This is a genomic window from Rathayibacter sp. VKM Ac-2929 (assembly GCF_022815495.1).
GTDB classification, from domain to species: domain Bacteria; phylum Actinomycetota; class Actinomycetes; order Actinomycetales; family Microbacteriaceae; genus Rathayibacter; species Rathayibacter festucae.
Genome location: NZ_JALGRV010000005.1, coordinates 297,761 through 321,355 on the forward strand (window position 1 = coordinate 297,761; position 23,595 = coordinate 321,355).

Consider the following 23,595-nt stretch of genomic DNA (forward strand, 5'->3'; position numbering starts at 1 on the left):
CGGGATTCGACGTTCTGTCCATCGTAGGGCGGTGGCTTCGACAAAGCGGGCCGCCCGCGACGGGCCCCCGCGCGGCACGATGGAGGCATGACGCTCTCGGACACGACCTCCTCGGACACGACTCCCACCGGCAGCACCAACGCCTCCGTCACCGCCGCCGACCGCTCACGGGTCTTCCACTCCTGGTCCGCGCAGGGCGCGCTCAACCCGCTGCCGATCGCCGGCGGCCTCGGCGCCGAGGTCTGGGACGTCGACGGCACCCGCTACCTCGACTTCTCCAGCCAGCTCGTGAACGTCAACATCGGCTACCAGCACCCCAAGGTCGTCGCCGCGATCCAGGCGCAGGCGGCGGTGCTCACCACCGTCGGCCCGGCCTTCGCGAACGAGACCCGGGCCGAGGCGGCGCGCCTGATCACCGAGCGCGCGCCCGAGGGCTTCGAGAAGGTCTTCTTCACCAACGGCGGCGCGGACGCCAACGAGAACGCGATCCGGATGGCGCGCCTCTACACCGGTCGCGACAAGATCGTCTCCTTCTACCGCTCGTACCACGGCAACACCGGCGCCGCGATCGTCTCCACCGGAGACTGGCGCCGCATCCCCAACGAGTACGCCCGCGGGCACGTGCACGCCTTCGGCCCCTACCTCTACCGCTCCGAGTTCTGGGCCGAGACGCCCGAGCAGGAGTGCGAGCGCGCGCTGCACCACCTCGAGCGCGTCGTGCAGGCCGAGGGCCCGGAGTCGATCGCGGCGCTGCTGCTCGAGACCATCCCCGGCACGGCCGGCATCCTCACGCCGCCGCCCGGCTACCTCGCCGGCGTGCGGGCGCTCGCCGACCGCTACGGCATCCTGCTGATCCTCGACGAGGTGATGGCCGGCTTCGGCCGCACCGGCGAGTGGTTCGCGTTCGACGCGTTCGACGTCCGGCCCGACCTGATCACCTTCGCCAAGGGCGTCAACTCCGGCTACGTGCCGATCGGCGGCGTCCTCATCGACGACCCGATCGCACACCACTTCGACGAGCGCGTCTTCCCCGGCGGGCTGACCTACTCCGGCCACCCGCTCGCCGCGGCGAGCGTCGTCGCGACCCTCGAGGCCATGGCGGAGGAGGGCATCGTCGACAACGCGAAGACCATCGGCTCCGAGCACCTCGCCCCCGGCCTGGCCGCCCTCGAGGCGAAGCACGACCTGATCGGCGAGGTCCGCGGCTCCGGCGTCTTCTGGGCGCTCGAGCTGGTCACCGACCGCGCCACCCGCGAGCCGCTGCCCGCCACCGCCGTCGGCCGCCTGAAGGCGGACCTGCTCTCCCGGGGCCTCCTGCCCTTCACCGCCGACAACCGCATCCATGTCGTCCCGCCCGCCGTGGTCACCCCCGCCGAGGTCGCCCGCGGCCTCGCGATCCTCGACGACGCCCTGACCGCCTTCAGCGGCTGACGCGCGGGTCTCGATACGCCGCTGCGCGGCTACTCGACCAGCATGCTGCGACCCGTCGCCGAACCAGCCGGCCACGCACGAGCCGTATCCGGGAATCCGCGTCCCAGCGGATTCCCGTCGGCGCACGCACCGGGGTGCGAAACCCACCCCGCGCAGTGCCGACCGCGAGACGCCGCTCCGCGGCGTCTCAGGAAGCGGAGTGCAGCGCGAACGCCGTCACGAATCCGAGGACGGCGTACAGCCCGGTCAGCACATCGTCCCGGTCGAACGCCTCCGGGATCATCGTGTTCGAGATCATCGCGAGGATCGCGCCGGCCGCGACCGTGGTGACGAACGCCACGACCGCTCCGGGCGCGCTCGCGAAGACGAGGAAGCCGACGAGCGCGGCGATCGCGGACAGCGCCGCGATGCCGCCCCAGACGGTGAAGACGTAGCGGGCGGAGCGCCCGTCGGTCTTCATCCCGACGGTGGAGGAGAGCCCCTCGGGCAGGTTCGAGATCGCCACGGCGGCCACGATCGGCACGCTGATCGCCGCTCCCGCACCGCCCTGCGCCACGGAGAGGCCGAGCACGATCGACTCGGGGATCCCGTCGATCAGCGCGCCCGCGGCGATGGCGGTGCCGCCGCCCGCGGAGCCGGAGCCCTTCGCGCTCTTGCGATCCCCGGCGCCGGCGCGGGTGAGCAGCGCGTCCGCCCCGACGAAGACCACGGCACCGGCGAGCGTGCCGAGGATCGTCGGCAGCAGTCCGCCGTCGTCGGCCGCCTCCTGCACCAGCTCGTAGGCGAGCGCCGAGATGAGCACGCCCGCGCCGAACGCCGAGATCGCGGCGGTCAGCTTGGGCGGGACGCGGACGAACCAGGCGAGCGCCGCTCCGACGAGGAGGGTCGCTCCGCCGATGGCGCCGCTGAGCAGCGCGAGGGACCAGGGAGGCACGGCGCCCAGCCTGCCAGGCGGAGGCGGGCCGCGGACCGGGGTTGACGGAGCTCGGGCACGCGCGGCTGAGCGCGCTCATGCTGGTCGAGTAGCCTCGGAGGGGCCTATCGAGACCCACCGTCTCCAGCACGGTGGGTCCAGGGGCTCGTCCTCCGACATGGCCTTCTCAGCACCGCTCCGAGACGTACCCCTCGTCGCCGGGCGTGAGCAGGTCGCGGTCGCGCAGCAGCACGCCGATCCCGTCGCCGCGTGCGCACGCCCGCGCGAACACCGCGTCCGCGTCGTCGACGTCCGTGTACTCCACCTCGTAGACCCGCTCGCCGTAGACGTCCGTGTAGGCGTCGCACTCGGTGAACACCTCGCACTCCTCCGTGATCGCGAAGTCGAAGCCGAGCGCGCGCATCTCCTCCGCGCGCTCGGCCGCGTTCTTCTGCCCGATCGCGAGCCCGGCCCGGTGCGCCGCCTCGACGAGGTCCCGCGCGAAGGCGGCCGTGTCGTCGTCGGTCAGCAGCCCCTCAGAGCGGGTGGCCGAGTCGAGGTTGTCGGCCTCGACGGCGTCGAAGCCGCTCTCGGCGCAGCCCTCCAGCCACGGCGCGACCGCCTCGAGCAGCGCCTCCCGCTTCGCCGCCGTCGACACGTCGAGGAGCGTCTCGTCCGGCCAGTCCGGATCGGTGATCGGCTCCCCGTCCGCGTCCCGCAGCAGCAGCTCGGGCCGCGACTCCCACTCCTCCTCCTCGCCGGGCTGCGTCTGGAAGGCGTTGACGTAGCAGACCGAGTACACGCCGGGCGCGGGCTCGGCCTCGCGGTCGCGGACGACGAGCTCGACGCCGTCGGCCGGCGGGTAGCTGCCGCCGAGCTGGTAGTCGAAGCCCGCGCCCGCCGGGGGAGGGGCCGGCTGCCCGACGGTTGCTGCGCATCCGGCGAGGAGAAGGGCGGTCGCGGCCAGGCAGCACAATAAACTGGCCGAATGGCGGAGTTCAGCGCGAGTGTCTTTCAGAACGAGTTCCTCTCGGACGGCGCGACGGATGTGCACGCGATCGTGACGGTGACCGCCTCGGGCACCGGCGCGGCCGGCAGCGACGGAGCGGCCGCCGAGATCATCATCGTCGACTGCTCGGGGTCGATGACCGGCGAGAACATGACCGCGGCCAAGCGCGCCGCCGCCGTGGCGGTCGACCAGATCCTCGACGGCACCTTCTTCGCCGTCGTCGCCGGCTCCGAGCGCGCCGACCGCGCCTTCCCGTACCCGAACGCCTCCGTGTCGATGGTGCGGATGGAGCCCGGCGCCCGGGCGGCCGCGAAGGAGGCCATCGGCTTCCTCCAGGCCGACGGCGGCACCGCGATGGGCACCTGGCTGACCCTCGCCCGCCAGCTCTTCTCCAGCGTCCCCGAGGCGAAGCAGCGGCACGCCATCCTGCTCACCGACGGCAAGAACGAGCACGAGTCGCGGATGCAGCTCGACGCGGCGATCCGCGCGGCCGGCGGCGTCTTCCAGTGCGACGTCCGCGGCGTCGGCTCCCGCTGGGTCGTCGAGGAGGCGCGCACCATCGCCAGCGCGCTGTTGGGCACCGTGGGCCTGATCGCGAACCCGGCCGACATGGCCGCCGACTTCGAGCAGCTGATCCAGGCGTCGATGGGCCGCGGTGTCGCCGACGGCGAGCTGCGCGTCTGGACCCCGCAGGGCTCGCAGCTGCTCTTCGTCCGCCAGGTCGCGCCGAACCTCGAGGACCTCAGCTCCCGCCGCACCTCGGTCAACCCGCTGACCGGCTCCTACCCGACCGGCGCCTGGGGCGACGAGTCGCGGGAGTACCACGTGGCCGTGCGCGTCGCCTCGAAGCCGGTCGGCGCCGAGCAGCTGGCCGCCCGCGTGCAGCTCAGCGTGCGCGACGAGGTCGTCGCCTCCGCGCTGGTGAAGGCCCGCTGGACGGACGACTCCGCACTCACCGCCCGGATCGACCCGGCGGTCGCGCACTACACCGGCCAGACCGAGCTCGCCTCGGCGATCCAGGACGGCCTCGCCGCGAAGGCCGTCGGCGACGACGCCACCGCGACCGTGAAGCTCGGCCGTGCCGTGCAGCTCGCCGCCGCGACCGGCAACGACGAGGCGACCGCGAAGCTGCGCAAGGTCGTCGAGATCGACGACCCGAACGAGGGGACGGTGCGGCTGAAGCGCGGCGTCGCCCGTCTGGACGAGATGGCGCTCGACACCGCGTCGACGAAGACCACGCGGGTGCGCAAGTGAGCTACCGCTGCCCGGAGGGGCACACCTCCCAGTCCGGCGACTACTGCGACGTCTGCGGTGCGCCGATCGCGCCCGCAGCGCCGTCCGCCCCCGCGCCCCGCGCCGCCGACCCGACCACGGCGATCCCGACCGGTCCCGCCGTCTGCCCGAACTGCTCGTACCCCAACGAGGCCGGCGCGCTGTTCTGCGAGAACTGCGGCTACGACTTCACCACCGGCTCGCTGCCCGAGGCCGACCCGTTCACCGAGTCCGGCGCCGTCCGTGCACCCGGCGAGGTCGGCGGCTCCGCCACGCCGGCCGGTGATCCGGCCGCCCACCTGGGCGAGGCGCCCGCGCCGGCCGCTCCCGGTGCGCCGCCCGCGCTCGTCCCGGAGGAGGAGGCCGGCTTCGACGTGCCCGTCGCCACCGCGCCGCCGACCGCGCCCGCCACGGAGGTCCTCTCCGAGGTCACCGGGATCACGCCGACGGCAGCACCCGCCGCCCCCGCGGCTGCGGAGGAGGACGACCCCTGGATCGCCGAGATCTGGGTCGACCCCGACTGGTACGCGGAGCAGCGCGCCGAGGACCCGATGCCCTCCGGCGGCCCGCCGACGATCGTCGTGCTCCGCGAGCGCTCCGTGCTCGTCGGCCGGCCCTCCGTCTCGCGCGGCATCTCGCCGCAGATCGACTGCGGCACCGACTCCGGCGTCTCCCGCCGCCACTGCCAGCTCAACACCGACGGCTACCGCTGGTGGGTCGAAGACCTGCAGTCCGCGAACGGCACCTACCTCGCCGCGGCCGGCGCCCCGCTGCCGCAGACCCCGATCCCCACCGGCCAGCGCCGCGAGATCGAGGAGGGCGACCGCGTCTACGTCGGCGCCTGGACCCGCATCGTCCTCCGCCAGGCCCTCCCGGGCGAGGCCTGACCGGCCGCTTGCATACTGATCGAGTAGCCCGCGCAGCGGGCGTATCGAGATCCACCGTCACCGAGAGCTGAGCCGTCGGGCCTGCGTTCTGAAGTCGGTGGGTCTCGATATGCCGCTGCGCGGCAGCTCGACCAGCATGTCTGCGGGCGCCCCTTCCCAGTAATCCACCGTCACCGAGGCCTGAGCCGCCGGGCTCACGTCAGGGAGGGGCGGGTCTCGATACGCCGCTGCGCGGCTACTCGACCAGCATGCAAGGCGGCCGTTGCGCGGCTGCTCCACCAGCATGTGCGGTGGCGGCTGCTCGGCCGGCGGGGGATCCGCTCAGCGTCCGGCGAGCATCCCGAGCATCCAGGAGAGGGCGGCGACGGCGCCGACGCCGACGACGCTCGAGCCGATGATGACGGCGCGGCGGAGGCGGACGGCGCGGCCGTCGGGAGCGGACGCCGCATCCAGCCCGGAGGGGGACGACGCGGTCATGCCCGCGCGCAGCCGGTGCGCGACCTGGTCGGCCGTGGGCCGCTTCGCCGGGTCGCGCTCGGTCATCGAGGTGAGCAGCGCGCGCCAGGATGCGGGCAGCGTCGCCGGGACGACGGGGGAGCGGTTGAGGCGCGCGATCGCGGCCTCGAGGACGGTGCCGGAGTACTCGCGGTGCCCGGTGATCGCCTCGAGCAGCACGAGGCCGAGCGAGAAGACGTCGCTGGCGCCGCTGATCGGCTCGCCGGCGACCTGCTCGGGGCTGACGAAGCTGGCGGTGCCGATCACGATGCCGTCGCTGGTGAGGCGCGAGCCGTCCATGAAGTGGGCGACGCCGAAGTCGGTGAGCTTGGCGGTGCGGGCGTAGCCGCTGGAGGCCACCTCGCTGACCAGGATGTTCGCGGGCTTCACGTCGCGGTGCACGACGCCCCGCTCGTGCAGGTAGGCGAGCGCCTCGGCCAGCTGCGTGCCGATCGCGGCGACCTCGTCCGGCGCCATCGGGCCGGGCTCGAGCCGCGCCTCGAGGGTCGGGTCGGCGACGAGCTCCATCACGACGTAGCGGCGCACCTCGCCGCCGAAGTTGTGCAGGCCGGCGTCGAAGAGGTTGACGATCCCGGGGTGCGCGAAGGAGCTGAGCATCCGCACCTCGCGCTCCTGGCGGGCGACGTCCTCGGGATTGGAGGCCTCGGCGCGGAAGACCTTCACGGCCACTTCGCGCTGCACGGTCTCGTCGCGGGCCCGGTACACCGAGCCCATCCCGCCGGAGCCGATCCGCTCGATCAGGTAGTAGCGACCGGCCACCCGCTGCTGGGCGGCATTGGCGGCGATGGTGCTCACGACGACCCGCCTTCCGCTGGAGCGGAGTGCTCCGTGGCGCTCAGGACGAGCACCTGGGTAGACGGTACCGCGGTGCCGCGACAACGGGGAGCGCAATAGCCGGGATTGACATACGGCCGTGATAGAAGCAGTCGATCCGGCGCCGAGCAGGACCGCTCAGCGCAGCCCGCTGCGGGCGAAGCCCTGCACGAAGTAGCGCTGGAAGATCAGGAAGAGCACGACCATCGGCAGCACGTTCACCAGCGCGAAGGCCATCGTTCCGCCGTAGTCGCTGCCGAACTGCCCCTGCAGATAGAGCAGCCCGATCGGGAGGGTGAAGAGGACGTTCTCCTTGAGGGCGATCAGCGGCCAGGCGAAGTCGTTCCAGGAGCCGAGAAGCGACATGAAGAACAGCACCGCGATCAGCGGCTTCGAGAGCGGGAGCACGATCCGGGTGAAGACGCGGAAGTGGCCGGCCCCGTCGATCCGGGCCGCCTCGATCAGGTCGCGAGGGATCGCGAGGATGAACTGCCGCGCGAGGAACAGCCCGAAGGCCGAGGCCGCCGTCGGCAGGATCACCGCCCAGTAGCTGCCGTAGAGGCCGAGATCGGTGACGAGCCGGAAGAGCGACACCATGATCACCTGCACGGGGAGCGTCAGCGTCGACAGGGCCAGCAGGAAGAGCACGCCGGAGCCGCGGAAGCGCAGCTGCGCGAAGGCGTAGCCGCCGAGCAGGTTGATCGCCACGGTGATCAGCGCGGTGGTGAGGCTGATTGCGACCGAGTTGCCGAACCAGGTCGCGACAGGGAACGAGTCGAAGACGCGCTCGAAGTTGGCCAGCGTGAACTCGCGCGGCCAGAGCCGCAGCGTGCCGCCGAGCAGCTCGGCGCGCGAGGAGAACGCGACGACGAGCATCCAGTAGAGCGGGAAGAGGACGACGAGGGAGACGAGGATCGCCAGGACGAGCCGGAGTGCGGTCGTCGAGCGGGAGACGCGGTTCATTCGACGAGGTCCCTCGAGCGGTTCGTGCGCCACTGCACGGCGGTGAAGATCATCGTCAGGATCAGCAGCACGATGCCGATCGCCGCCGCGTAGCCCTGATCGCGGGTGACGAAGCCGGTGTCGTAGGCGTAGGTCACCAGCACCGAGGTGGAGTTCTGCGGCCCGCCGCCGGTGAGCACGAAGACGATGTCGAAGACCTGGAACGAGTAGATGACGTTGAGGATGAGCAGGAAGAACGTCGACGGGCCGACCAGCGGCACCGTCACGTGCCGGAACTGCTGCCAGCCGTTCGCGCCGTCCAGCCGCGCCGCCTCGTAGAGCGCGGGGTTCACGCCCTGCAGCCCGGCCAGGTAGATCAGCATGTTGAAGCCGACCCGCCACCACAGGGTGACGAGGATCACGGAGGCGAAGGCCGCGGCTCCGCCGGACTGCCAGGCGATGCGCGGCAGTCCGATCGTCTGCAGAAGTCCGTCGAGCACGCCGCTGTTCTCGTCGAAGATCAGCACGCCCATCAGCGCCGTCGCGACGCCCGAGACCGCCATCGGCAGGATCAGGATCGAGCGGAAGACGGGCCGGGCCGGCAGCACCGAGTTCAGCAGCACTGCGGCGCCCAGCCCGAGCGCCATCGAGAGCGGCGTGACGATCAGCGTGAACAGCGCGGTGTTGAGGGTCGAGCGCCAGAACAGCGGGTCGCTGAGCAGCCGCGCGTAGTTGTCCAGGCCGATGAAGACGCCGTCGCCGAAGCCGTTGGTGCGCTGGAAGCTGAGCAGGAACGCGCCGACCAGCGGCACGAAGACGAACAGCGCCAGCATCAGCAGGTTCGGCGCGAGGAAGCCGTAGGCCGCGACGGTCTCGCGGGCGGCGGGCGCCCGGGAGGAGCGGCGCGGTCGCGCCGTCACCTCCTCGGGCGCGGGGAGGGTGCGGGTCACCGGATCCTGCCGCTCACTGCACGGCGGTGGCGATGCCGGAGCTGAGCTTCGCGATCGTGTCCTCGGTGCTCTGACCGCCGACGAACGCCTGCTCCAGCTGGTCCTTCAGCACCGCGATGATCGCGGCCATGTCCGGCGAGGCCACCTGCGCCGCGTCGGACGCCTGCACGGTGCCCGCCTGGCCGAGGAAGACCTCGGCGAGCTCGGGGCGCACCTCGAACTCGATGCCCGACTCGGTCAGGTCGCGGCGGGTGGGCAGGAGCGAGGCGCCGGCGCAGAAGTCGCGCATCGACTCCTCCTCGGTCACGAAGGCGAGGAACGCCGCCGCGAGCTCGGGGTTCGCGGTCGCCTTGGTCGCGACGAGCGCGTTGCCGCCGAAGTCGCCGCCGCCGCGCACGTTCCGCGGCGAGTAGGTCGCGCCCCACTCGAAGTCGAGCGTCGACTCCGCGTCCGGGATGAGGAACGCCCCGCCGAAGGTCATCGCGGTCGTCTGCGAGTACCAGAGGTCGCTCGCGTAGGTCGTCGCCTGGATCGAGCTGCTCGGCGGCACGAGGCCGTCGGTGAAGAAGCTGCGGCTGAAGTCGATCGCCGCGCGACCCGCGTCGGAGTCGATGGCCGGGGCGGACAGGTCCTCGGTGAGGAAGCGGCCGTCGGCCTGGAAGAGCAGGCTCAGCCAGCGGGTGACGCCGTTGCCCTGCCAGTTGTAGGCGAAGGGGTAGCGCTCGGCGGGGAGCGAGGCGCGCAGCGTGCGGCCCACCTCGGTGAACTCCTCCCAGGTCCAGGCCTCCTCCGGCGAGGCCGGGAAGTCGGTGATGCCCGCGGTGGCGAGCGCCTCCGTGTTGTAGAGGATCAGCGAGGTGTCGGTGTGGTGCGGCACGCCGAAGGGGCTGCCGTTGCTCTGCACCGCGGCCCAGGCCGGGTCGGTGAAGCGGTCGGCCACGTCCGCCTCGAGGTGCGGGGTGAGGTCGAGCAGCTGGTCGCGACCCGCGTAGCTGCCGAAGGTGTAGTACGGCACGCGGAAGACGTCCGGCGGGTTCCCCGCCTGCAGCTGCGCGTCGATGTTGGTGAACATCTGCTCGTACGGCACCGAGTTCAGCGCCACGGTCGAGCCGGGGTTCGCCTCCTGGAAGCGGTCGATCGCCCGCTGGAAGCCGGCCAGCTCGGCGTCCGTGCCCCAGGTCGTGAAGGTCAGCGTGCCGCTGTCAGCGCTCGCCGCCGGGCGGGCCGGCGCGAAGCCGCAGCCCGCGAGCACCGGGACCGAGGCGGCGACGCCCAGGGCGCTGAGGAAGCGGCGCCGATCCAGCGTCACCCGATCGAAGGCGCTCCTGCGGAGCGAAGTCGTGTCCAGAGCCATCATGGCCTCCCCTCGGGGGCCACCGTCGAGCCCTCCGAGGGGAGGCTAGCTGCGGGCAAAGGCGTGCGCCGCTACTGGACGGATCCGCGCTCCTGTGAGAGAAGCGGTGCTCAGCTCCGGCGGCCGAGCATCCCCTCGAACGAGCCGTCGAGCGCCCACGGGTCCGCGGGAGCGCGCGAGGTGCGCGCCGCCTCGGTCGCGAGCTCGCGGCCCGCCCGCTCGATCCGCGAGGGCAGCGCGCGGCCGTCCTCGGTGGCTCCGCCCCAGTCCTCGGTCGCGGCGAAGACCGTCGTCGACAGGGGAGCGGCGTGCAGGTAGCTGAAGAGCGGGCGCATGGCGTAGTCGACCGCGAGCGAGTGGCGGGGCGAGCCACCGGTCGCCGCGAGCAGGACGGGCAGCCCGCGCAGCGCCTCGGTGTCGAGCACGTCGACGAACGACTTGAAGAGCCCGCTGTAGCTCGTCGTGAAGATCGGCGTCACGGCGATCAGGCCGTCCGCGCCGGCCACCGCGTCGAGCGCGGTCTGCAGCGCCGGGCTCGCGAAGCCGGTGAGCAGGTTGTTCGTGACGTCGTGCGCGAGGTCGCGCAGCTCGACGACGCTGCGCTCGACGGCGAAGCCCTGCTCGGTGAGCGAGGCCTCGGCCGCGTCGGCCAGGCGGTCGGCGAGCAGGCGGGTGGAGGACGGCGTGCTGAGGCCGGCCGAGAGGACGGTGATCCTGCGGGTGTCCATGGGCGGGGCCTCCTAGGCGCTGACGGGGACGGGGCTGACGGGGACGGGCTGCTCGGCGCGGGCGGCGACGAGCGAGGAGTGGGTGGGCGCGTCCGGCACGTGTGCCGGGCGGCCCTCGGCGAAGCCGGCGCGCAGAGCGGGCAGGATCTCGCCGAGCATGTCCATCTGCTCGAGGACGGTCTTCAGCGGCAGGCCCGCGTGGTCCATCAGGAACAGCTGGCGCTGGTAGTCGCCGACGTACTCGCGGAAGCCGAGGGTGCGGTCGATGATCTCCTGCGGCGAGCCCACCGTGAGCGGGGTCTGCTCGGTGAAGTCCTCGAGCGAGGGGCCGTGGCCGTAGACCGGGGCGTTGTCGAAGTAGGGGCGGAACTGCGAGACCGCGTCCTGCGAGTTCTTCGCCAGGAAGATCTGGCCGCCGAGTCCGACGATCGCCTGGTCGGCGCTGCCGTGGCCGTAGTGCTCGAAGCGCTGGCGGTAGAGCTGCACCATCTTGGCGGTGTGCGAGGCGGGCCAGAAGATGTGGTTCGCGAAGAAGCCGTCGCCGTAGTACGCAGCCTGCTCGGCGATCTGCGGCGAGCGGATCGAGCCGTGCCAGACGAAGGGGGCGACGCCGTCGAGCGGGCGCGGGGTCGACTGGAAGCCCTGGAGCGGCGTGCGGAACTGGCCCTCCCAGTCGACGAACTCCTCGGTCCACAGCCGGTGCAGCAGGTCGTAGTTCTCGATCGTCAGCTCGATGCCGCGGCGGATGTCCTTGCCGAACCACGGGTAGACCGGGCCGGTGTTGCCGCGGCCGAGCATCAGGTCGACGCGGCCGCCGGCGAGGTGCTGGAGCATCGCGTAGTCCTCGGCGAGCTTCACCGGGTCGTTCGTGGTGATCAGCGCCATCGCGGTGCTGAGCTGGAGCCGCTCGGTCTTGGCGGCGATGTAGGCGAGCGTCGTCGTGGGGGAGGAGGACCAGAACGGCGGGTTGTGGTGCTCGCCGAGCGCGAAGACGTCGAGGCCGATCTCCTCCGCCTTCTGGGCGATCGCGACGGTGGCCGCGATCTTCTCGGACTCGGTCGGGGTGCGGCCGGTCGTGGGGTCGGTCGTGATGTCGCTGACCGTGAAGATGCCGAACTGCATCGGGCGCTCCTTCTCTCCGTGGCCCCGTGCTGGCGAGACCTGATTCATGCGTTCGCATGTACATCCTCATCCAACCACGTGCAGCCGGGGATATTCCCGCGGATTCGGCCGGAGGAGCGGAGGAAGCGCGCTGGACGCTGAACCTGCCATTCAGCGCTAGTCTGCAACCTACAGAGTTCAGGAGTCCTCGCATGGTCGCACGACGATCGCCTCGCCGCTCCCTCCAGCTGGCTGAGATCGGCGCCAACATCCGGCGCTGGCGAGCCGTGAACGGGATGACCGCGTCCTCGCTCGCCGAGCGGGCGGGCGTCACCCGCGAGACGCTGCGCCGCCTCGAAGCCGGAGACGGCTCGGCCCGCCTCGACTCGGTCGTCGCGGTCCTCGGGGCGCTCGGCATCGCGGACTCCCTCGTCCAGGCGACCGACCCCTACCGCAGCGAGACGGCACGGGCCCGCATCGACGCGATCCTCGGCGCGGGCGGCTCAGTGTGACGGTCGGGCAGCAGGCCCTCGCCCTCGAGTGACGGGCGGTCTCCTCGCCCTCCGGCCGCCCGAAACATCCCCGCAATCTGCCCCGCACTAGAGTCGTGCCATGGGTGACCTCTTCGACGGATACGGGTCCCAGAAGGTCGAGCGGCCCCGCACGGGCGCCTCACCCTGGGACGAGATGTTCGCCGATGTCGCGGCGACGAGCGGCCCCGCCGGCGTCCGCGACTCGTACCGCGACATCTACTCCTCGCTCGCGCGGATGACGCAGGAGGAGCTGCGCGGTCGCACCGATGCGCTCGCCTCCTCCTACCTCGCACAGGGCGTGACCTTCGACTTCGCGGGCGAGGAGCGGCCCTTCCCGCTCGACGCCGTCCCGCGCGTGATCGAGAGCGCCGAGTGGAACGAGGTGCAGAGCGGCATCAAGCAGCGCGTCCGCGCGCTCGAGGCCTTCCTCGCCGACGTCTACGGCCCGCAGAACGCGGTGAAGGACGGCGTGATCCCCGCCGCCCTGCTCTCCAGCTCCAGCCACTTCCACCGCCAGGCCGCCGGGATCGAGCCGGCCAACGGCGTGCGGATCCAGGTCTCCGGCATCGACCTCATCCGCGACGAGGTCGGCGACTGGCGGGTCCTCGAGGACAACGTCCGCGTGCCCTCCGGCGTCTCCTACGTCATCTCGAACCGCCGGGTGATGGCGCAGACGCTGCCCGAGCTGTTCGTCTCGATGCGGGTGCGCCCGGTCGGCGACTACCCCAACCGCCTGCTCCAGGCCCTGCGCGCCTCCGCGCCGGAGGGCGTCGACGACCCCACCGTCGTCGTGCTCACGCCGGGCGTCTACAACTCGGCCTACTTCGAGCACACCCTGCTCGCCCGCCTGATGGGCGTCGAGCTGGTCGAGGGCCGCGACCTCTTCTGCACCGGCGGCAAGGTGTTCATGCGCACGACCTCCGGGCCCACCCGCGTCGACGTGATCTACCGCCGCGTCGACGACGAGTTCCTCGATCCGCTGCAGTTCCGTGCCGACTCGATGCTCGGCTCGCCCGGACTGATGCTCGCCGCGCGCCTGGGCAACGTCACGATCGCGAACGCGGTCGGCAACGGCGTCGCCGACGACAAGCTCGTCTACACCTACCTGCCCGACCTGATCCGCTACTACCTCTCGGAGGAGCCGGTGATCAAGAACGTCGACACCTGGCGCCTGGAGGATCCGGGCGCGCTCGAGGAGGTGCTCGACCGCCTCGACGAGCTCGTCGTGAAGCCGGTCGACGGCTCCGGCGGCAAGGGCCTCGTCGTCGGACCGGCCGCCTCGGCGAAGGAGCTGGCCGAGCTGCGCTCCCGGCTGCAGGCCGACCCGCGCGGCTGGATCGCTCAGCCGGTGGTGCAGCTCTCGACCATTCCGACCCTGGTCGACGACGGGATGCGGCCCCGGCACGCGGACCTCCGTCCCTTCGCGGTCAACGACGGCAAGGACATCTGGGTGCTGCCCGGCGGTCTGACCCGGGTCGCGCTGCCGGAGGGCCAGCTCGTCGTCAACTCGTCGCAGGGCGGCGGCTCGAAGGACACCTGGGTCGTCGGCCTCGAGGGCACGCCGCTCACCGAGCCGGACGCCCACGACATCTCCGGGCTCGTCGAGGACCAGGCGGCCGTGACCAGCTCGATCCCGATCGTCTACCCGCTGAACCACACGCCCGACCAGTCCCCGCAGGACGCGGCCAACCACGACCAGGACCAGCAGCAGCAGCAGCAGACGCTCGCCGCGGGGGAGGACGCCTGATGCTCTCCCGGATCGCCGAGTCGCTGTTCTGGATCGGCCGCTACATCGAGCGGTCCGACGGCACCGCCCGCATCCTCGACGTCCACCTGCAGCTCCTGCTCGAGGACCCGTGGATCGACGAGGACACCGCCTGCCGCTCGCTGCTGTCGGTGATGGGTTCCACCGCCCCGGACGACATGAAGGAGGTCACCCGCGCCGACGTGCTGACGATCCTCGCGATCGACCGCACCAACCCCGCCTCCATCGCCTACTCGCTCGGCGCCGCCCGCGAGAACGCCCGCCGCGCCCGCGAGATCGTCTCGACCGAGCTGTGGGAGTGCCTGAACACCACGCGCACCCGGATGCCCCGCCGGGTCACGGGGGAGCGGGTGTCGGAGTTCTTCGGCTGGGTGCGCGAGCGCTCGGCGCTCGCCGTCGGCATCATCGAGTCGGCCACCTCGCGCGACGAGGCCTGGCAGTTCTTCACCCTCGGCCGCTCGATCGAGCGCGCCGACATGACGGCCCGGCTGCTGGCGACCCGGTCGCTGACCGAGGCGAGCGGCCCGTCCTGGACGACGATCCTGCGCTCCTGCGGGGCGTACGAGGCGTACCTCCGCACCTACCGCGGCGTGCCGAGCGCCCGCAACGCGGCGGAGTTCCTGCTGCTCGACCGCCTCTTCCCGCGCTCGATCCTCTTCTCGGTCTCGCGAGCCGAGATGTGCATGCGCGACATCGAGCCGCGCACCGGCCGCGTCGGGCACACCGGCGACGCCCAGCGGGTGCTCGGCCAGATCCGCAGCGAGCTGGAGTACCGGCCGATCGCCGACATCCTCGAGGACCTGCCCCGGCACATGGACAGCGTGCAGGAGGCGACCTCGTCGGCCTCCGAGGCGATCCGCCAGCGCTACTTCCCCACCAATGTCATGCCGAGCTGGATCGGGGAGGCGCTGTGAGCAGGCTGCGCATCACGCACACGACGGGGTTCACCTACCGGGGCGACGTCGTCGCCTCCTACAACGAGGCGAGGATGCTTCCCGCCTCCTCGGACGGGCAGCTCGTGCTCTCCTCGAACCTCGTCATCCGCCCGGTCACCTCCGCGCACACCTACACCGACTACTGGGGCACCCGGGTCTCGTCGTTCGACGTGCTCGACCCGCACCAGGAGCTCTCGCTCACGGCGACCTCGCTCGTCGAGATCCGGCCGAAGGCGCACCCCGACCACCCGGTCGGCTGGGAGCAGCTCGCGGACCAGGTCGAGACGCTCACCGAGTACGTGGAGCAGCTCAAGCAGACCAACCGCACCGCTCCGCCGGAGGACCTCGTCGAGCTGGCCCGCCGGCTGGCCGACGCCGCGGAGGGCCCGTGCGATGCGGCCCTGTCGATCGCCGAGACGATCGGCCGCGAGATGACCTACCGCCAGGGCGTTACCGGCGTGCACTCGACGGCGACCGAGTCGTGGACCGCCCGCGAGGGCGTCTGCCAGGACATCACCCACATCGTCCTGGGCGCGCTGCGCTCGACGGGCATCCCGGCGCGCTACGTCTCCGGCTATCTGCACCCCAAGCCGAACGCGGCGATCGGCGAGACCGTCGTCGGCGAGTCGCACGCCTGGGTCGAGTGGTTCTGCGGCGGCGCCTGGCGCGGCTACGACCCGACCAACCTGATCGACATCGGTGACCGCCACGTGATCGTCGGCCGCGGCCGCGACTACAACGACATCGCCCCGCTGCGCGGCGTCTACGCCGGCCCGCACTCCTCGAAGCTGTTCGTCCGGGTGGAGATCACGCGCGAGGCGTGAGGGCGGGGGTCGTCACCAGGGCGACCTCCTCCTGGGCGGCGGGCTCGCCGGCGCGGGCGCGGCGGCGGGTGCGCAGGTACCAGCCGAGGCCGACGCCGGCGGCGAGCGCTCCGGAGGCGGCGCCGACCAGCATCGCCCAGCGCGGGCCGTAGGCGTTCGCGACCCAGCCGATCAGCGGGGCGCCGATCGGGGTGCCGCCCATGAAGATCGCCATGTAGAGCGCCATCACCCGGCCGCGCATCTCCGGCGTGGTCGAGAGCTGCACGTAGCCGTTGGCCGAGGTCATCAGCGTCTGCGCGGCGATGCCGACGAAGGGCAGCAGGATCGCGAAGGCCCAGACGGTCGGCATCAGGCCGGCGAGGGCGAGCGCGACACCGAAGGCCGCGGCGGCGCCGACGATCAGGCGCAGTCGCGGGCGGTCGCGACGGGCCGAGAGCAGGGCACCGACCACCGAGCCGACGGCGATGGCGGAGGAGAGCAGGCCGAACTCGCTCGCTCCCATGTCGAACTCGACCGTCGCCATCGTCGAGGCGAAGATCGGGAAGTTGAGGCCGAAGGTGCCGATCAGGAAGACGATCGAGAGCACGACCAGGATGTCCGGCCGCCGGGAGACGTAGCGGAAGCCCTCGAGCAGCGCGCCGGGGCCGCGGGTCGCGCGCGGGGCGGAGCGCAGCTGCTCCCGGTGCAGGAAGCGCAGCGAGACCAGCACCGCGATGAAGCTCGCCGCATTGAGGAGGAAGACCCAGCCGGAGCCGACGGCCGCGATCAGCACGCCCGCGAGGGCCGGGCCGATCATCCGCGCGGAGTTGAAGGAGGCCGAGTTCAGCGACACCGCGTTGGAGAGGTCGCGCTCCTCGACCAGCGCGGAGACGAAGGTCTGGCGCACCGGAGCATCGATCGCGGCGGCGAAGCCCAGGAGCAGCGCGAAGACGTAGACCATCCAGAGCTGGACGATCCCGGTCACGACGATCAGGCCGAGCGCGAGGCCGAGGACGGCCATCGCGGCCTGCGTCGCCATCAGGAGCTTCCGGCGGTCGAAGCGGTCGGCGATGAAGCCGGAGAAGGGGACCATCAGCAGCTGCGGGCCGAACTGCAGCGCCATCGTCACGCCGAGCGCGGTCGCGTCGTGGTCGGTCAGATCGTTGATGACGATCCAGTCCTGGGCCGTGCGCTGCATCCAGGTGCCGATGTTGGAGACCATCGCACCGGCGAACCAGATGCGGTAGTTCGGCACCGCGAGCGAGCGGAACATCGCGCTCATCGGTCCGCCACCTCGCGCAGGAGCGCGGCGGCGTCGTGCAGCAGCCGGCGCTGGTCGGGGTCGAGCTCGCGGAGGCGGGCGATGAGCCAGGCGTCGCGGCTGCGCCGGACGTCGAGGACCAGCTCGGAGCCGCGTGCGGTCGCGCGGATGCGGGTGACGCGGCCGTCGGCCGGATCGGCGAGGCGCTCGACGAGTCCGTCGTCGGCGAGGCAGCCGACGGTGCGGGTCATCGAGGGCGGACGGACGCGCTCCGCCTCGGCGAGCTCGCCGAGGGTCCGCGGTCCCTCCCGGTGCAGGAGGGCGAGGACGCCGAACTGCGCGTCGCTCAGCTCGTGCTCCGCCTTCTCCTGGCGCAGGCGGCGGCCGAGCCGGCCGACGGCGATGCGCGTCTCGCCGGCGAGGGCGGGGAGATCGATGTCGGCAGGAGTCACATAGTTAGCCTAACAAAAGAGTTGGCCCGCTGCATGCTGAACGAGCAGCCCGCGCAGCGGGCGGCCAGCTTGCTGGTCGAGTAGCCGCGCAGCGGCGTATCGAGACCCCGGGTCCGCCGTTCCCCCCCCGTTGTGGCCACACCGATCGCGACAGCTTGGCGGGACGGGCGGCGCTCAGTACGGTCGGAGGCAGACCAGGCCGGGGACACGACGCGTACGGTGACCTGGTCCGATCGGCCGCCCGACCCGAAAGGGCGGCTCCCGCGCCCCGGCCTGGCCTCCGCCTCCCGTCGTTCCGCGACGGCAGCGGGACGTGCGGGTCAGGTCCGACGGGCGGTGCGCACCGCGCCGACACTCGCCGCCACGACGAGGGCGATGCCGACCGCCTCGATCGCGGTCAGCCGCTGGCCCAGCACCAGGAACCCCGAGAGCGCCGCAGCGCCGGGCGCCAGCGCCATCAGGATCGAGAAGGTCGACGAGCGCAGGCGCCGCAGCGCCAGCAGCTCCAGTGCGTAGGGCAGTGCCGACGACAGCACGGCGACCGCGAGTCCGAGCAGCAGCACCGGCGGCAGCACGAGCGCGGGCCCGGCCGTGGCGATGCCGAACGGCAGGGACACGATCGCGCCGGCGGTCAGCGCGAGCGCGAGGCCGTCGAGCCGCGGGAAGCGCCCGCCGGTGCGCCCGGCGAAGACGATGTAGGTGGCCCAGAGCGCCGCCGCGCCGAGCGCGAAGGCGACGCCGACGGGATCGAGCGAGGAGAAGCCGCCCTGCGAGAGCACGACCACGCCGCCGAGGGCGAGGGCCGCCCAGAGCAGGCTGACGAGGCTCCGCCCGGCGATCACCGACAGCACCAGCGGACCGAGCACCTCGAGCGTCACCGCCGCGCCCTGCGGGATCCGGGCGATCGCCTCGTAGTAGCAGGCGTTCATCCCGCCGAGGGCGAGGCCGTAGGCACCGACCGTCGCCCAGTCCGAGCGCGAGTAGCCGCGGATCCGCGGCCGGCAGACGACGAGCAGCACCAGCGCGGAGAAGACCAGGCGGAGGGTCACCGTGCCGATCGGCCCGGCGGCGGGGAAGAGCAGGACGGCGAAGGACGCGCCGAGCTGCACGCTCGCGATCGAGCCGAGCACGAGTCCGATCGACCCCGCGCTCGCCCGGGCGGGCGGGACGGCGTTCAGCTCGAGCGCCGCTGCTTCTGCACGGGAGGGACGTTGTAGCCGAGCAGGCCGACGCCGGTCTCGTCCCAGAGCAGGGTCGTCAGCGAGACGTTGTCGACCGACGGGAAGGTGTGCCGGTAGGTCTCGGGATTGATGCCGAGGTAGGCGCAGAGCAGCAGCCGGATGAGGGTGCCGTGCGCGACGACGAGCACGCGGCCGTCCGGGTGGTCGCGGTGGATGCGGGCGAGCGCCGTGTTGGCGCGGGCGACGGCGTCGAGGCCGGACTCGCCGCCGGGCATCGGCTGGATCGCGGGCGCGGCGACCCAGGCGCGGTACTCGTCGGGGAAGCGCTTCTCCATCTCGGCGTTCGTCAGCCCCTCGCCCTGGCCGAAGTCGACCTCGACGAGGGCCGGGTCGAGCTGGACCTCGAGGTGGGCGGCCCGGGCGGCGGGCACGGCGGTGCGCACGGCGCGGACGAGGGTGGAGGAGTACACCGCGTCGAGCTGGGCGTCGACGGCCCAGGAGGCGAGCGTCGCCGCCTGGTCCTGGCCGAGCGTGGTCAGCGCGATGTCGGAGGAGCCCGCGTAGCGGTTCTCGGCGTGCCAGACGGTCTCTCCGTGCCGGGCGAGGATCAGGGTCGTCACTCGACGAGCCTACCGAGGCGGCCCCTGGGAGCCCGACCGCAGCGCGGAACCCGGCCGCTCATGCGGCGCGCACGTCGTAGTGCGCGTCGACCAGCACCGGGAGGTGGTCGGAGACGCCCTGCGGCAGGGTCGAGACCCGCTCGATCCGCACCGAGTCGCTGATCGCGAAGTCGAAGTGCCCGCTGAAGTAGCGGTAGCGCGCGTAGGTCGGGGAATCACTGCGCGACACGAGGTAGCCGTTCCGCGTCATCTTGCGGTCGAGTCCGCGGAAGAACCAGGGGTAGTTGTAGTCGCCGACCATCAGCGACGGGGTGTCCGGGGCGTAGTCGCGGAGGCGGTCGAGCGCCTCGCCGATCTGCTTCCGGCGCAGCGCGTTGCCGGCCGAGAGCGGAGCTGCGTGGAAGGACGAGACGGCGATCGATCCGCCCTCGCGGTCCTCGAGCCGGACGGCGAGCAGACGCTCGTGAGCGGGGGACATCACCCGGTCGTGCATCGACTTGCTGAGCTCGAACGCGGCGCTGCCGAGGAGCTCGAAGCGGGCGTGCGAGTAGTAGACGGCGAGCCCGAGGCGGTTGCGCGCGGTCACCGAGGCGAGCCGCAGATCGCCGAGCTCCTGGGGGAGCTTCGTGGTGTCGCACTCCTGGAGGCAGAGGACGTCGACGTCGTGCCGGGCGGCGAGAGGGGCGATCTCGCCGTGCGCCCGGTGCTCCCGGAGGTTGTAGGAGATCACGCGGAGAGCGCGTTCGTTCGGCTGCATTGCGCCAGTGTAGGGCCGCCGGCGGGGGCCTCCGGCGACGTTCCGGCGAACACGGAGGGACGGCGCAGGGCCCCCGCGCTTCCCGGCCGGCGCGGTGCCGGAGGGGAGGTGCGAGGGCCCTGCGGAGGGGCGGTCAGTGCCCGGCGGTGCCCGACGCGTCGGTGCCTTCGGCGGTCTCCGCGTCGGTGCCGTGGACGCCGTCGGTGGGTCCCCAGTCGGGCAGGGGCGGGTTCTGCTCCTCGCCCGCGGCGTCGACGCCGTCGGGTCCATCGGGGGACGGGCTGCCGACCTCGTCGAGGCCGGCGGGGTTCCCGGTGCCGGCGCTGCCGGTGGTCTCCTCGGGGTCGACAGGGGTGGTCTCGATGTCGTTCTCGGAGCTGCTCATGGGGCAACGCTAGGACGCCTCCTCCGCGCCCGGAAGCCCCTTGCGTCTCGCCCGGAAGCGGCTGTCGACCGGACGCCGTCCCACTGACGGGGGACAGGCTCCGCGCGCTGGCGCCGTCCTGCGCTTCTCGCGAGCATCGAGCCGGACCACCCGTCACCGTCGCCGGTGTGGCGCCGCAGCCCGCGCACCTCGACCGGAAGGCCACACCGTGACCCACGACTCCTCGCCCCGCCCCGATTCCGACCGCCTGGTCACCCGCCGCTCCGTCACCGCCGCCGCCGCGTGGACCGTGCCGGTCGTCGCCGTCGCCGTCGCCACCCCGTCCGCTGCGGCGTCGATCGTCGATCTCGGCGCGTACGCGCTCCGCGGCACCTGCGGCACCCTCGGTCTGCTCGGCCCCGGCTTCCTGCTGCAGGCGGGCCCCACGGAGCCGCTGCCGACCGGCACGACGATCATCATCACCGGCTCCGGGGTCGCCAACATCGGCGTCTTCTCGGTCACGGGAGGCTCGGCCTCCGTGGCCGTGCTGAGCAACACGTCCCGTCAGATCACCCTGACCGCCCCGCTGGCAGCGGGAGCGACCATCGCCGTTCGCACGACGCTCTCGATCAGTGTCGCCTTCCAGCTGAACGCCGTCTCGACGCTGCCCTCCGGCTACAGCGGGACCGGCTCGAAGACGGCGGCGAACGTGTCGAGCACGCTCATCCTCTGCTCCGCGAACTGACGCGCGGAACGGCGAAGGCCCTCCTCCTCCTTCTCGGAGGGGAGGGCCTTCGTCGTTCCTGCGGTGCGGAGCGGCGGCTCAGCGCCCGTAGGCGCCCGCGGCGGGGCAGTCGAACGGGTCGCCGCCGGCCGAGAGGCCCACGCGGTTGAGGTAGCGGACGACGATGCCGTACGACTCGAGCAGCGAGGTCTCGGTGTAGGGGATCTGGTGCGTCGCGCAGTACTCCTTGGCGATGACCTGGGCCTCGCGCAGGGCGGGGCGGGGCATGTTCGGGAAGAGGTGGTGCTCGACCTGGTAGTTCAGGCCGCCCATGAAGTAGTCGTTGAACCAGTTGCCGCGGATGCTGCGCGAGGTGAGGACCTGGCGGCGCAGGAAGTCGACGCGCGCCTCCTTGGGCAGGATCGGCATGCCCTTGTGGTTCGGGGCGAACGAGGCGCCCATGTAGAGGCCGAAGACGGCCATCTGCACACCGACGAAGGCGAAGGCCATGCCGAGCGGCAGCGCCCAGAAGACGACGGCGAGGTACAGGCCGACGCGGGCGACGAGCATCGAGATCTCGACCCAGCGCTTGTCGACCTTGCCCTTGCCGAACACGGTCCGGAAGCCGTGCAGGTGCAGGTTGATGCCCTCGAGCAGCAGCAGCGGGAAGAAGGCGTAGCCCTGGCGGCGGGTGAGCCAGGCGTAGGCGCCGCGCGAGCGGGCCGCGTCCTCCGGAGTGAACGACACGACATCGCGGACGATGTCCGGGTCCTTGCCGAGCACGTTCGGGTTGGCGTGGTGGCGGCTGTGCTTGTTCATCCACCAGGAGTAGCTGATGCCGACGACGAGGTTCGCGAGCGTGCGGCCGGCGACGTCGTTGGCCTTGCCGGACTCGAACACCTGGCGGTGCGAGGCCTCGTGCGCGAGGAAGGCGAACTGGGTGAGGACGATGCCCAGCGCGGCGGCGAGCAGCAGCTGGAACCAGGAGTCGCCCAGCAGGACGAAGCCGGTGACGATGCCGCCGAGGGCGAGCGTCAGCACGGAGAAGAGGATGTAGTAGAAGCCGCGGCGGCGGCGGAGGAGCCCGGCGTCGCGCACGGTGCTCAGCAGACCGGAGTACTCGGTCGTCGGGTTCGTGTTGCCCTCGCCGCGGGGGCGGGTGCGGATCACGCGGGGGGAGGCCTGGACCCGGGGGGAGGTCTCGACCCGGGGGGCGGTGGGGACGTTTCCGTCGGACAGTGCGGTGGGGGTGCTCATCGGCGCCTCGCTCGTTCGGGGTGGCCGTCCTCGTCGACGGCCGCTCGGTGAGCGATCCCCGGGAGGTCCGGGTCCGCTCATGGTGTTCACCGCGTCGGTAGGGGCCGGACGAGGCTGCGGCCAACCGGGTTCCGGGGCGACCGAGGTCAACACTATGGGGTGCCGCGCGGCCCCGCATCAGGGCGATTGCCAGTCTTCGAGAGGCATGCCGGAGGGGGTATGCGATGAGGAGAACTCCGGGCCGACCAGGCGATCGTCGGCCCGGAGCTCCCCGCGCGGTCAGGAGCCGATCGAGTCCTGCGGACGGCCCGACTTGAGGGCGGCCAGGCGCGCCTCGACCTCGGTCATCTCCCCGAGGTCCTCGAGCGATTCGAACTGCGCGTCGAGGCTCGAGGAGGCGAGCTCCTCGGCGCCGCGCACGCGGGCCTCCTCGCGGCGGATCTTCTGCTCGAAGCGGCTCACCTCGCTGGTCGGGTCCATGATGTCGATGCTCTTGATCGCGTCCTGGACCTGCGACTGGGCCTCGACGGTCTTCGAGCGGGCGATCAGCTCGTCGCGCTTGGAGGAGAGCTGGTTCAGCTTCTCGCGCATCTGGTTGAGGCCCGACTTGAGCTTGTCGACGACCTCGGTCTGCGAGGCGATGGTCGGCTCGGCGTCCTTCGCCTCCTTCTCGGACTGGATCTGGCGGGTCAGGGCGACCTTGGCGAGCGCGTCGAACTTGTCGGCGTCGCCGGCGTTGCCGGAGGTGCGCAGCTCGTCGGCCTTGCGGCTCGCAGCGAGGGCCTTGCCGCCCCACTCGTCGGCGTTCTGGACGTCCTCGCGGTAGTCGTCCTCGAGCAGGCGGAGGTTTCCGATGGTCTGCGCGATGGCGGCTTCGGCGTCGCGGATGCTGTCGGTGTAGTCGCGGACCATCTGATCGAGCATCTTCTGCGGGTCCTCGGCCTGATCGAGGAGCGCGTTGATGTTGGCCTTCGCGAGCTGCGCGATGCGGCCGAAGATCGACTGTTTCTGGGCCATGCTGTCTCTC

Annotated in this window: 24 protein-coding genes; 8 read left to right on the forward strand and 16 right to left on the reverse strand. The window is 72.0% G+C overall.

The genetic code is table 11. The annotated features are described in order from the left end of the window. Positions 1-87: 87 nt before the first annotated feature. The gene (locus tag MT355_RS17195) at positions 88-1,431 is read left to right on the forward strand and encodes an aspartate aminotransferase family protein (RefSeq protein WP_243600488.1); all 1,344 of its coding nucleotides are present in this window, start codon (positions 88-90) and stop codon (positions 1,429-1,431) included. A gap of 187 nt (positions 1,432-1,618) precedes the next feature. Here the strand turns inward: MT355_RS17195 and MT355_RS17200 are convergent, their stop codons facing one another. Further along, positions 1,619-2,365 (reverse strand): ZIP family metal transporter, encoded by a 747-nt coding sequence (locus tag MT355_RS17200; RefSeq protein ID WP_243600489.1) that lies wholly within the window; start codon positions 2,363-2,365, stop codon positions 1,619-1,621. Between the two features lie 166 nt (positions 2,366-2,531). Then, a complete protein-coding gene (locus MT355_RS17205; RefSeq protein ID WP_243600490.1) occupies positions 2,532-3,320 on the reverse strand; it encodes an endo alpha-1,4 polygalactosaminidase in 789 nt (262 codons plus the stop codon). Positions 3,321-3,332: 12 nt separating this feature from the next. On the opposite strand from MT355_RS17205, the gene MT355_RS17210 reads away from it, so the two are divergent. Together MT355_RS17210 and MT355_RS21675 are read left to right on the forward strand one after the other, a co-directional pair. Next, complete coding sequence (locus MT355_RS17210; RefSeq protein ID WP_127885848.1) at positions 3,333-4,607, forward strand: VWA domain-containing protein; 1,275 nt, start codon at positions 3,333-3,335, stop codon at positions 4,605-4,607. Next, positions 4,604-5,512: an FHA domain-containing protein gene (locus MT355_RS21675; protein ID WP_243600491.1), complete on the forward strand. Its 909-nt coding sequence runs from the start codon at positions 4,604-4,606 to the stop codon at positions 5,510-5,512. Before MT355_RS17210 ends, MT355_RS21675 begins: the two co-directional genes overlap by 4 nt. Before the next feature lie 321 nt (positions 5,513-5,833). Here MT355_RS21675 and MT355_RS17220 read toward each other — a convergent pair whose 3' ends face one another. From MT355_RS17220 to MT355_RS17245, 6 genes are all read right to left on the reverse strand, one after another. Further along, the gene (locus MT355_RS17220; RefSeq protein WP_243600492.1) at positions 5,834-6,823 is read right to left on the reverse strand and encodes a serine/threonine-protein kinase; all 990 of its coding nucleotides are present in this window, start codon (positions 6,821-6,823) and stop codon (positions 5,834-5,836) included. A gap of 156 nt (positions 6,824-6,979) precedes the next feature. Then, entirely contained in the window at positions 6,980-7,804 is an 825-nt protein-coding gene (locus MT355_RS17225) for a carbohydrate ABC transporter permease (RefSeq protein ID WP_243600493.1), read from the reverse strand. Beyond that, entirely contained in the window at positions 7,801-8,733 is a 933-nt protein-coding gene (locus tag MT355_RS17230) for a carbohydrate ABC transporter permease (protein ID WP_243580974.1), read from the reverse strand. Before MT355_RS17230 ends, MT355_RS17225 begins: the two co-directional genes overlap by 4 nt. A gap of 13 nt (positions 8,734-8,746) precedes the next feature. After that, positions 8,747-10,090, reverse strand: a complete 1,344-nt coding sequence (locus tag MT355_RS17235) for a sugar ABC transporter substrate-binding protein (protein ID WP_243600494.1) — start codon at positions 10,088-10,090, stop codon at positions 8,747-8,749. A 107-nt stretch (positions 10,091-10,197) separates the two neighbouring features. Beyond that, positions 10,198-10,815, reverse strand: coding sequence for an FMN reductase (locus tag MT355_RS17240; RefSeq protein WP_123734953.1), 618 nt, complete (start codon positions 10,813-10,815; stop codon positions 10,198-10,200). Positions 10,816-10,827: 12 nt separating this feature from the next. Then, positions 10,828-11,937, reverse strand: a complete 1,110-nt coding sequence (locus MT355_RS17245) for an LLM class flavin-dependent oxidoreductase (RefSeq protein WP_123444947.1) — start codon at positions 11,935-11,937, stop codon at positions 10,828-10,830. 191 nt (positions 11,938-12,128) lie between these two features. On the opposite strand from MT355_RS17245, the gene MT355_RS17250 reads away from it, so the two are divergent. The 4 genes from MT355_RS17250 (at position 12,129) to MT355_RS17265 (ending at position 15,973) form a co-directional block, all read left to right on the forward strand. Further along, positions 12,129-12,428, forward strand: a complete 300-nt coding sequence (locus MT355_RS17250) for a helix-turn-helix domain-containing protein (RefSeq protein WP_127885853.1) — start codon at positions 12,129-12,131, stop codon at positions 12,426-12,428. Between the two features lie 100 nt (positions 12,429-12,528). Beyond that, positions 12,529-14,196: a circularly permuted type 2 ATP-grasp protein gene (locus tag MT355_RS17255; RefSeq protein WP_243600495.1), complete on the forward strand. Its 1,668-nt coding sequence runs from the start codon at positions 12,529-12,531 to the stop codon at positions 14,194-14,196. Continuing rightward, complete coding sequence (locus tag MT355_RS17260) at positions 14,196-15,128, forward strand: alpha-E domain-containing protein (RefSeq protein ID WP_243600496.1); 933 nt, start codon at positions 14,196-14,198, stop codon at positions 15,126-15,128. The genes MT355_RS17255 and MT355_RS17260 overlap by 1 nt, the downstream gene beginning before the upstream one ends. Continuing rightward, positions 15,125-15,973: a transglutaminase family protein gene (locus MT355_RS17265; RefSeq protein ID WP_123734958.1), complete on the forward strand. Its 849-nt coding sequence runs from the start codon at positions 15,125-15,127 to the stop codon at positions 15,971-15,973. Before MT355_RS17260 ends, MT355_RS17265 begins: the two co-directional genes overlap by 4 nt. Here the strand turns inward: MT355_RS17265 and MT355_RS17270 are convergent. The 6 genes from MT355_RS17270 to MT355_RS17295 all read right to left on the reverse strand — a co-directional run bounded on the left by MT355_RS17270 (position 15,957) and on the right by MT355_RS17295 (position 20,608). Then, entirely contained in the window at positions 15,957-17,234 is a 1,278-nt protein-coding gene (locus MT355_RS17270; protein ID WP_123701957.1) for an MFS transporter, read from the reverse strand. The genes MT355_RS17265 and MT355_RS17270 overlap by 17 nt on opposite strands. Continuing rightward, entirely contained in the window at positions 17,231-17,665 is a 435-nt protein-coding gene (locus tag MT355_RS17275) for a MarR family winged helix-turn-helix transcriptional regulator (protein WP_243600497.1), read from the reverse strand. Before MT355_RS17275 ends, MT355_RS17270 begins: the two co-directional genes overlap by 4 nt. 320 nt (positions 17,666-17,985) lie before the next feature. Continuing rightward, a complete protein-coding gene (locus MT355_RS17280; RefSeq protein ID WP_243580972.1) occupies positions 17,986-18,795 on the reverse strand; it encodes a DMT family transporter in 810 nt (269 codons plus the stop codon). Between the two features lie 44 nt (positions 18,796-18,839). Then, a complete protein-coding gene (locus tag MT355_RS17285) occupies positions 18,840-19,466 on the reverse strand; it encodes a histidine phosphatase family protein (protein ID WP_243600498.1) in 627 nt (208 codons plus the stop codon). A gap of 58 nt (positions 19,467-19,524) precedes the next feature. Then, positions 19,525-20,223 (reverse strand): endonuclease/exonuclease/phosphatase family protein, encoded by a 699-nt coding sequence (locus MT355_RS17290; protein WP_123444958.1) that lies wholly within the window; start codon positions 20,221-20,223, stop codon positions 19,525-19,527. A gap of 133 nt (positions 20,224-20,356) precedes the next feature. Then, a complete protein-coding gene (locus MT355_RS17295) occupies positions 20,357-20,608 on the reverse strand; it encodes a hypothetical protein (protein WP_243600499.1) in 252 nt (83 codons plus the stop codon). A 208-nt stretch (positions 20,609-20,816) separates the two neighbouring features. On the opposite strand from MT355_RS17295, the gene MT355_RS17300 reads away from it, so the two are divergent. Beyond that, complete coding sequence (locus MT355_RS17300) at positions 20,817-21,332, forward strand: hypothetical protein (protein WP_243600500.1); 516 nt, start codon at positions 20,817-20,819, stop codon at positions 21,330-21,332. 78 nt (positions 21,333-21,410) lie between these two features. Here MT355_RS17300 and MT355_RS17305 read toward each other — a convergent pair whose 3' ends face one another. Together MT355_RS17305 and MT355_RS17310 are read right to left on the reverse strand one after the other, a co-directional pair. Further along, positions 21,411-22,568, reverse strand: coding sequence for an acyl-CoA desaturase (locus MT355_RS17305; RefSeq protein WP_123734962.1), 1,158 nt, complete (start codon positions 22,566-22,568; stop codon positions 21,411-21,413). 279 nt (positions 22,569-22,847) lie between these two features. Next, a complete protein-coding gene (locus MT355_RS17310; protein ID WP_123444961.1) occupies positions 22,848-23,585 on the reverse strand; it encodes a PspA/IM30 family protein in 738 nt (245 codons plus the stop codon). Positions 23,586-23,595: the final 10 nt, after the last annotated feature.

Bases quoted from the DNA above. Each gene is read 5' to 3' on its own strand.
- MT355_RS17290 (WP_123444958.1), bottom strand. From the start codon at position 20,223: ATGCAGCCGAACGAACGCGCTCTCCGCGTGATCTCCTACAACCTCCGG.
- MT355_RS17195 (WP_243600488.1), top strand. From the start codon at position 88: ATGACGCTCTCGGACACGACCTCCTCGGACACGACTCCCACCGGCAGC.
- MT355_RS17305 (WP_123734962.1), bottom strand. From the start codon at position 22,568: ATGAGCACCCCCACCGCACTGTCCGACGGAAACGTCCCCACCGCCCCC.
- MT355_RS17255 (WP_243600495.1), top strand. From the start codon at position 12,529: ATGGGTGACCTCTTCGACGGATACGGGTCCCAGAAGGTCGAGCGGCCC.
- MT355_RS17270 (WP_123701957.1), bottom strand. From the start codon at position 17,234: ATGAGCGCGATGTTCCGCTCGCTCGCGGTGCCGAACTACCGCATCTGG.
- MT355_RS17235 (WP_243600494.1), bottom strand. From the start codon at position 10,090: ATGATGGCTCTGGACACGACTTCGCTCCGCAGGAGCGCCTTCGATCGG.
- MT355_RS17245 (WP_123444947.1), bottom strand. From the start codon at position 11,937: ATGCAGTTCGGCATCTTCACGGTCAGCGACATCACGACCGACCCCACG.
- MT355_RS17225 (WP_243600493.1), bottom strand. From the start codon at position 7,804: ATGAACCGCGTCTCCCGCTCGACGACCGCACTCCGGCTCGTCCTGGCG.
- MT355_RS17210 (WP_127885848.1), top strand. From the start codon at position 3,333: ATGGCGGAGTTCAGCGCGAGTGTCTTTCAGAACGAGTTCCTCTCGGAC.
- MT355_RS17250 (WP_127885853.1), top strand. From the start codon at position 12,129: ATGGTCGCACGACGATCGCCTCGCCGCTCCCTCCAGCTGGCTGAGATC.
- MT355_RS17240 (WP_123734953.1), bottom strand. From the start codon at position 10,815: ATGGACACCCGCAGGATCACCGTCCTCTCGGCCGGCCTCAGCACGCCG.
- MT355_RS17260 (WP_243600496.1), top strand. From the start codon at position 14,196: ATGCTCTCCCGGATCGCCGAGTCGCTGTTCTGGATCGGCCGCTACATC.
- MT355_RS17295 (WP_243600499.1), bottom strand. From the start codon at position 20,608: ATGAGCAGCTCCGAGAACGACATCGAGACCACCCCTGTCGACCCCGAG.
- MT355_RS17310 (WP_123444961.1), bottom strand. From the start codon at position 23,585: ATGGCCCAGAAACAGTCGATCTTCGGCCGCATCGCGCAGCTCGCGAAG.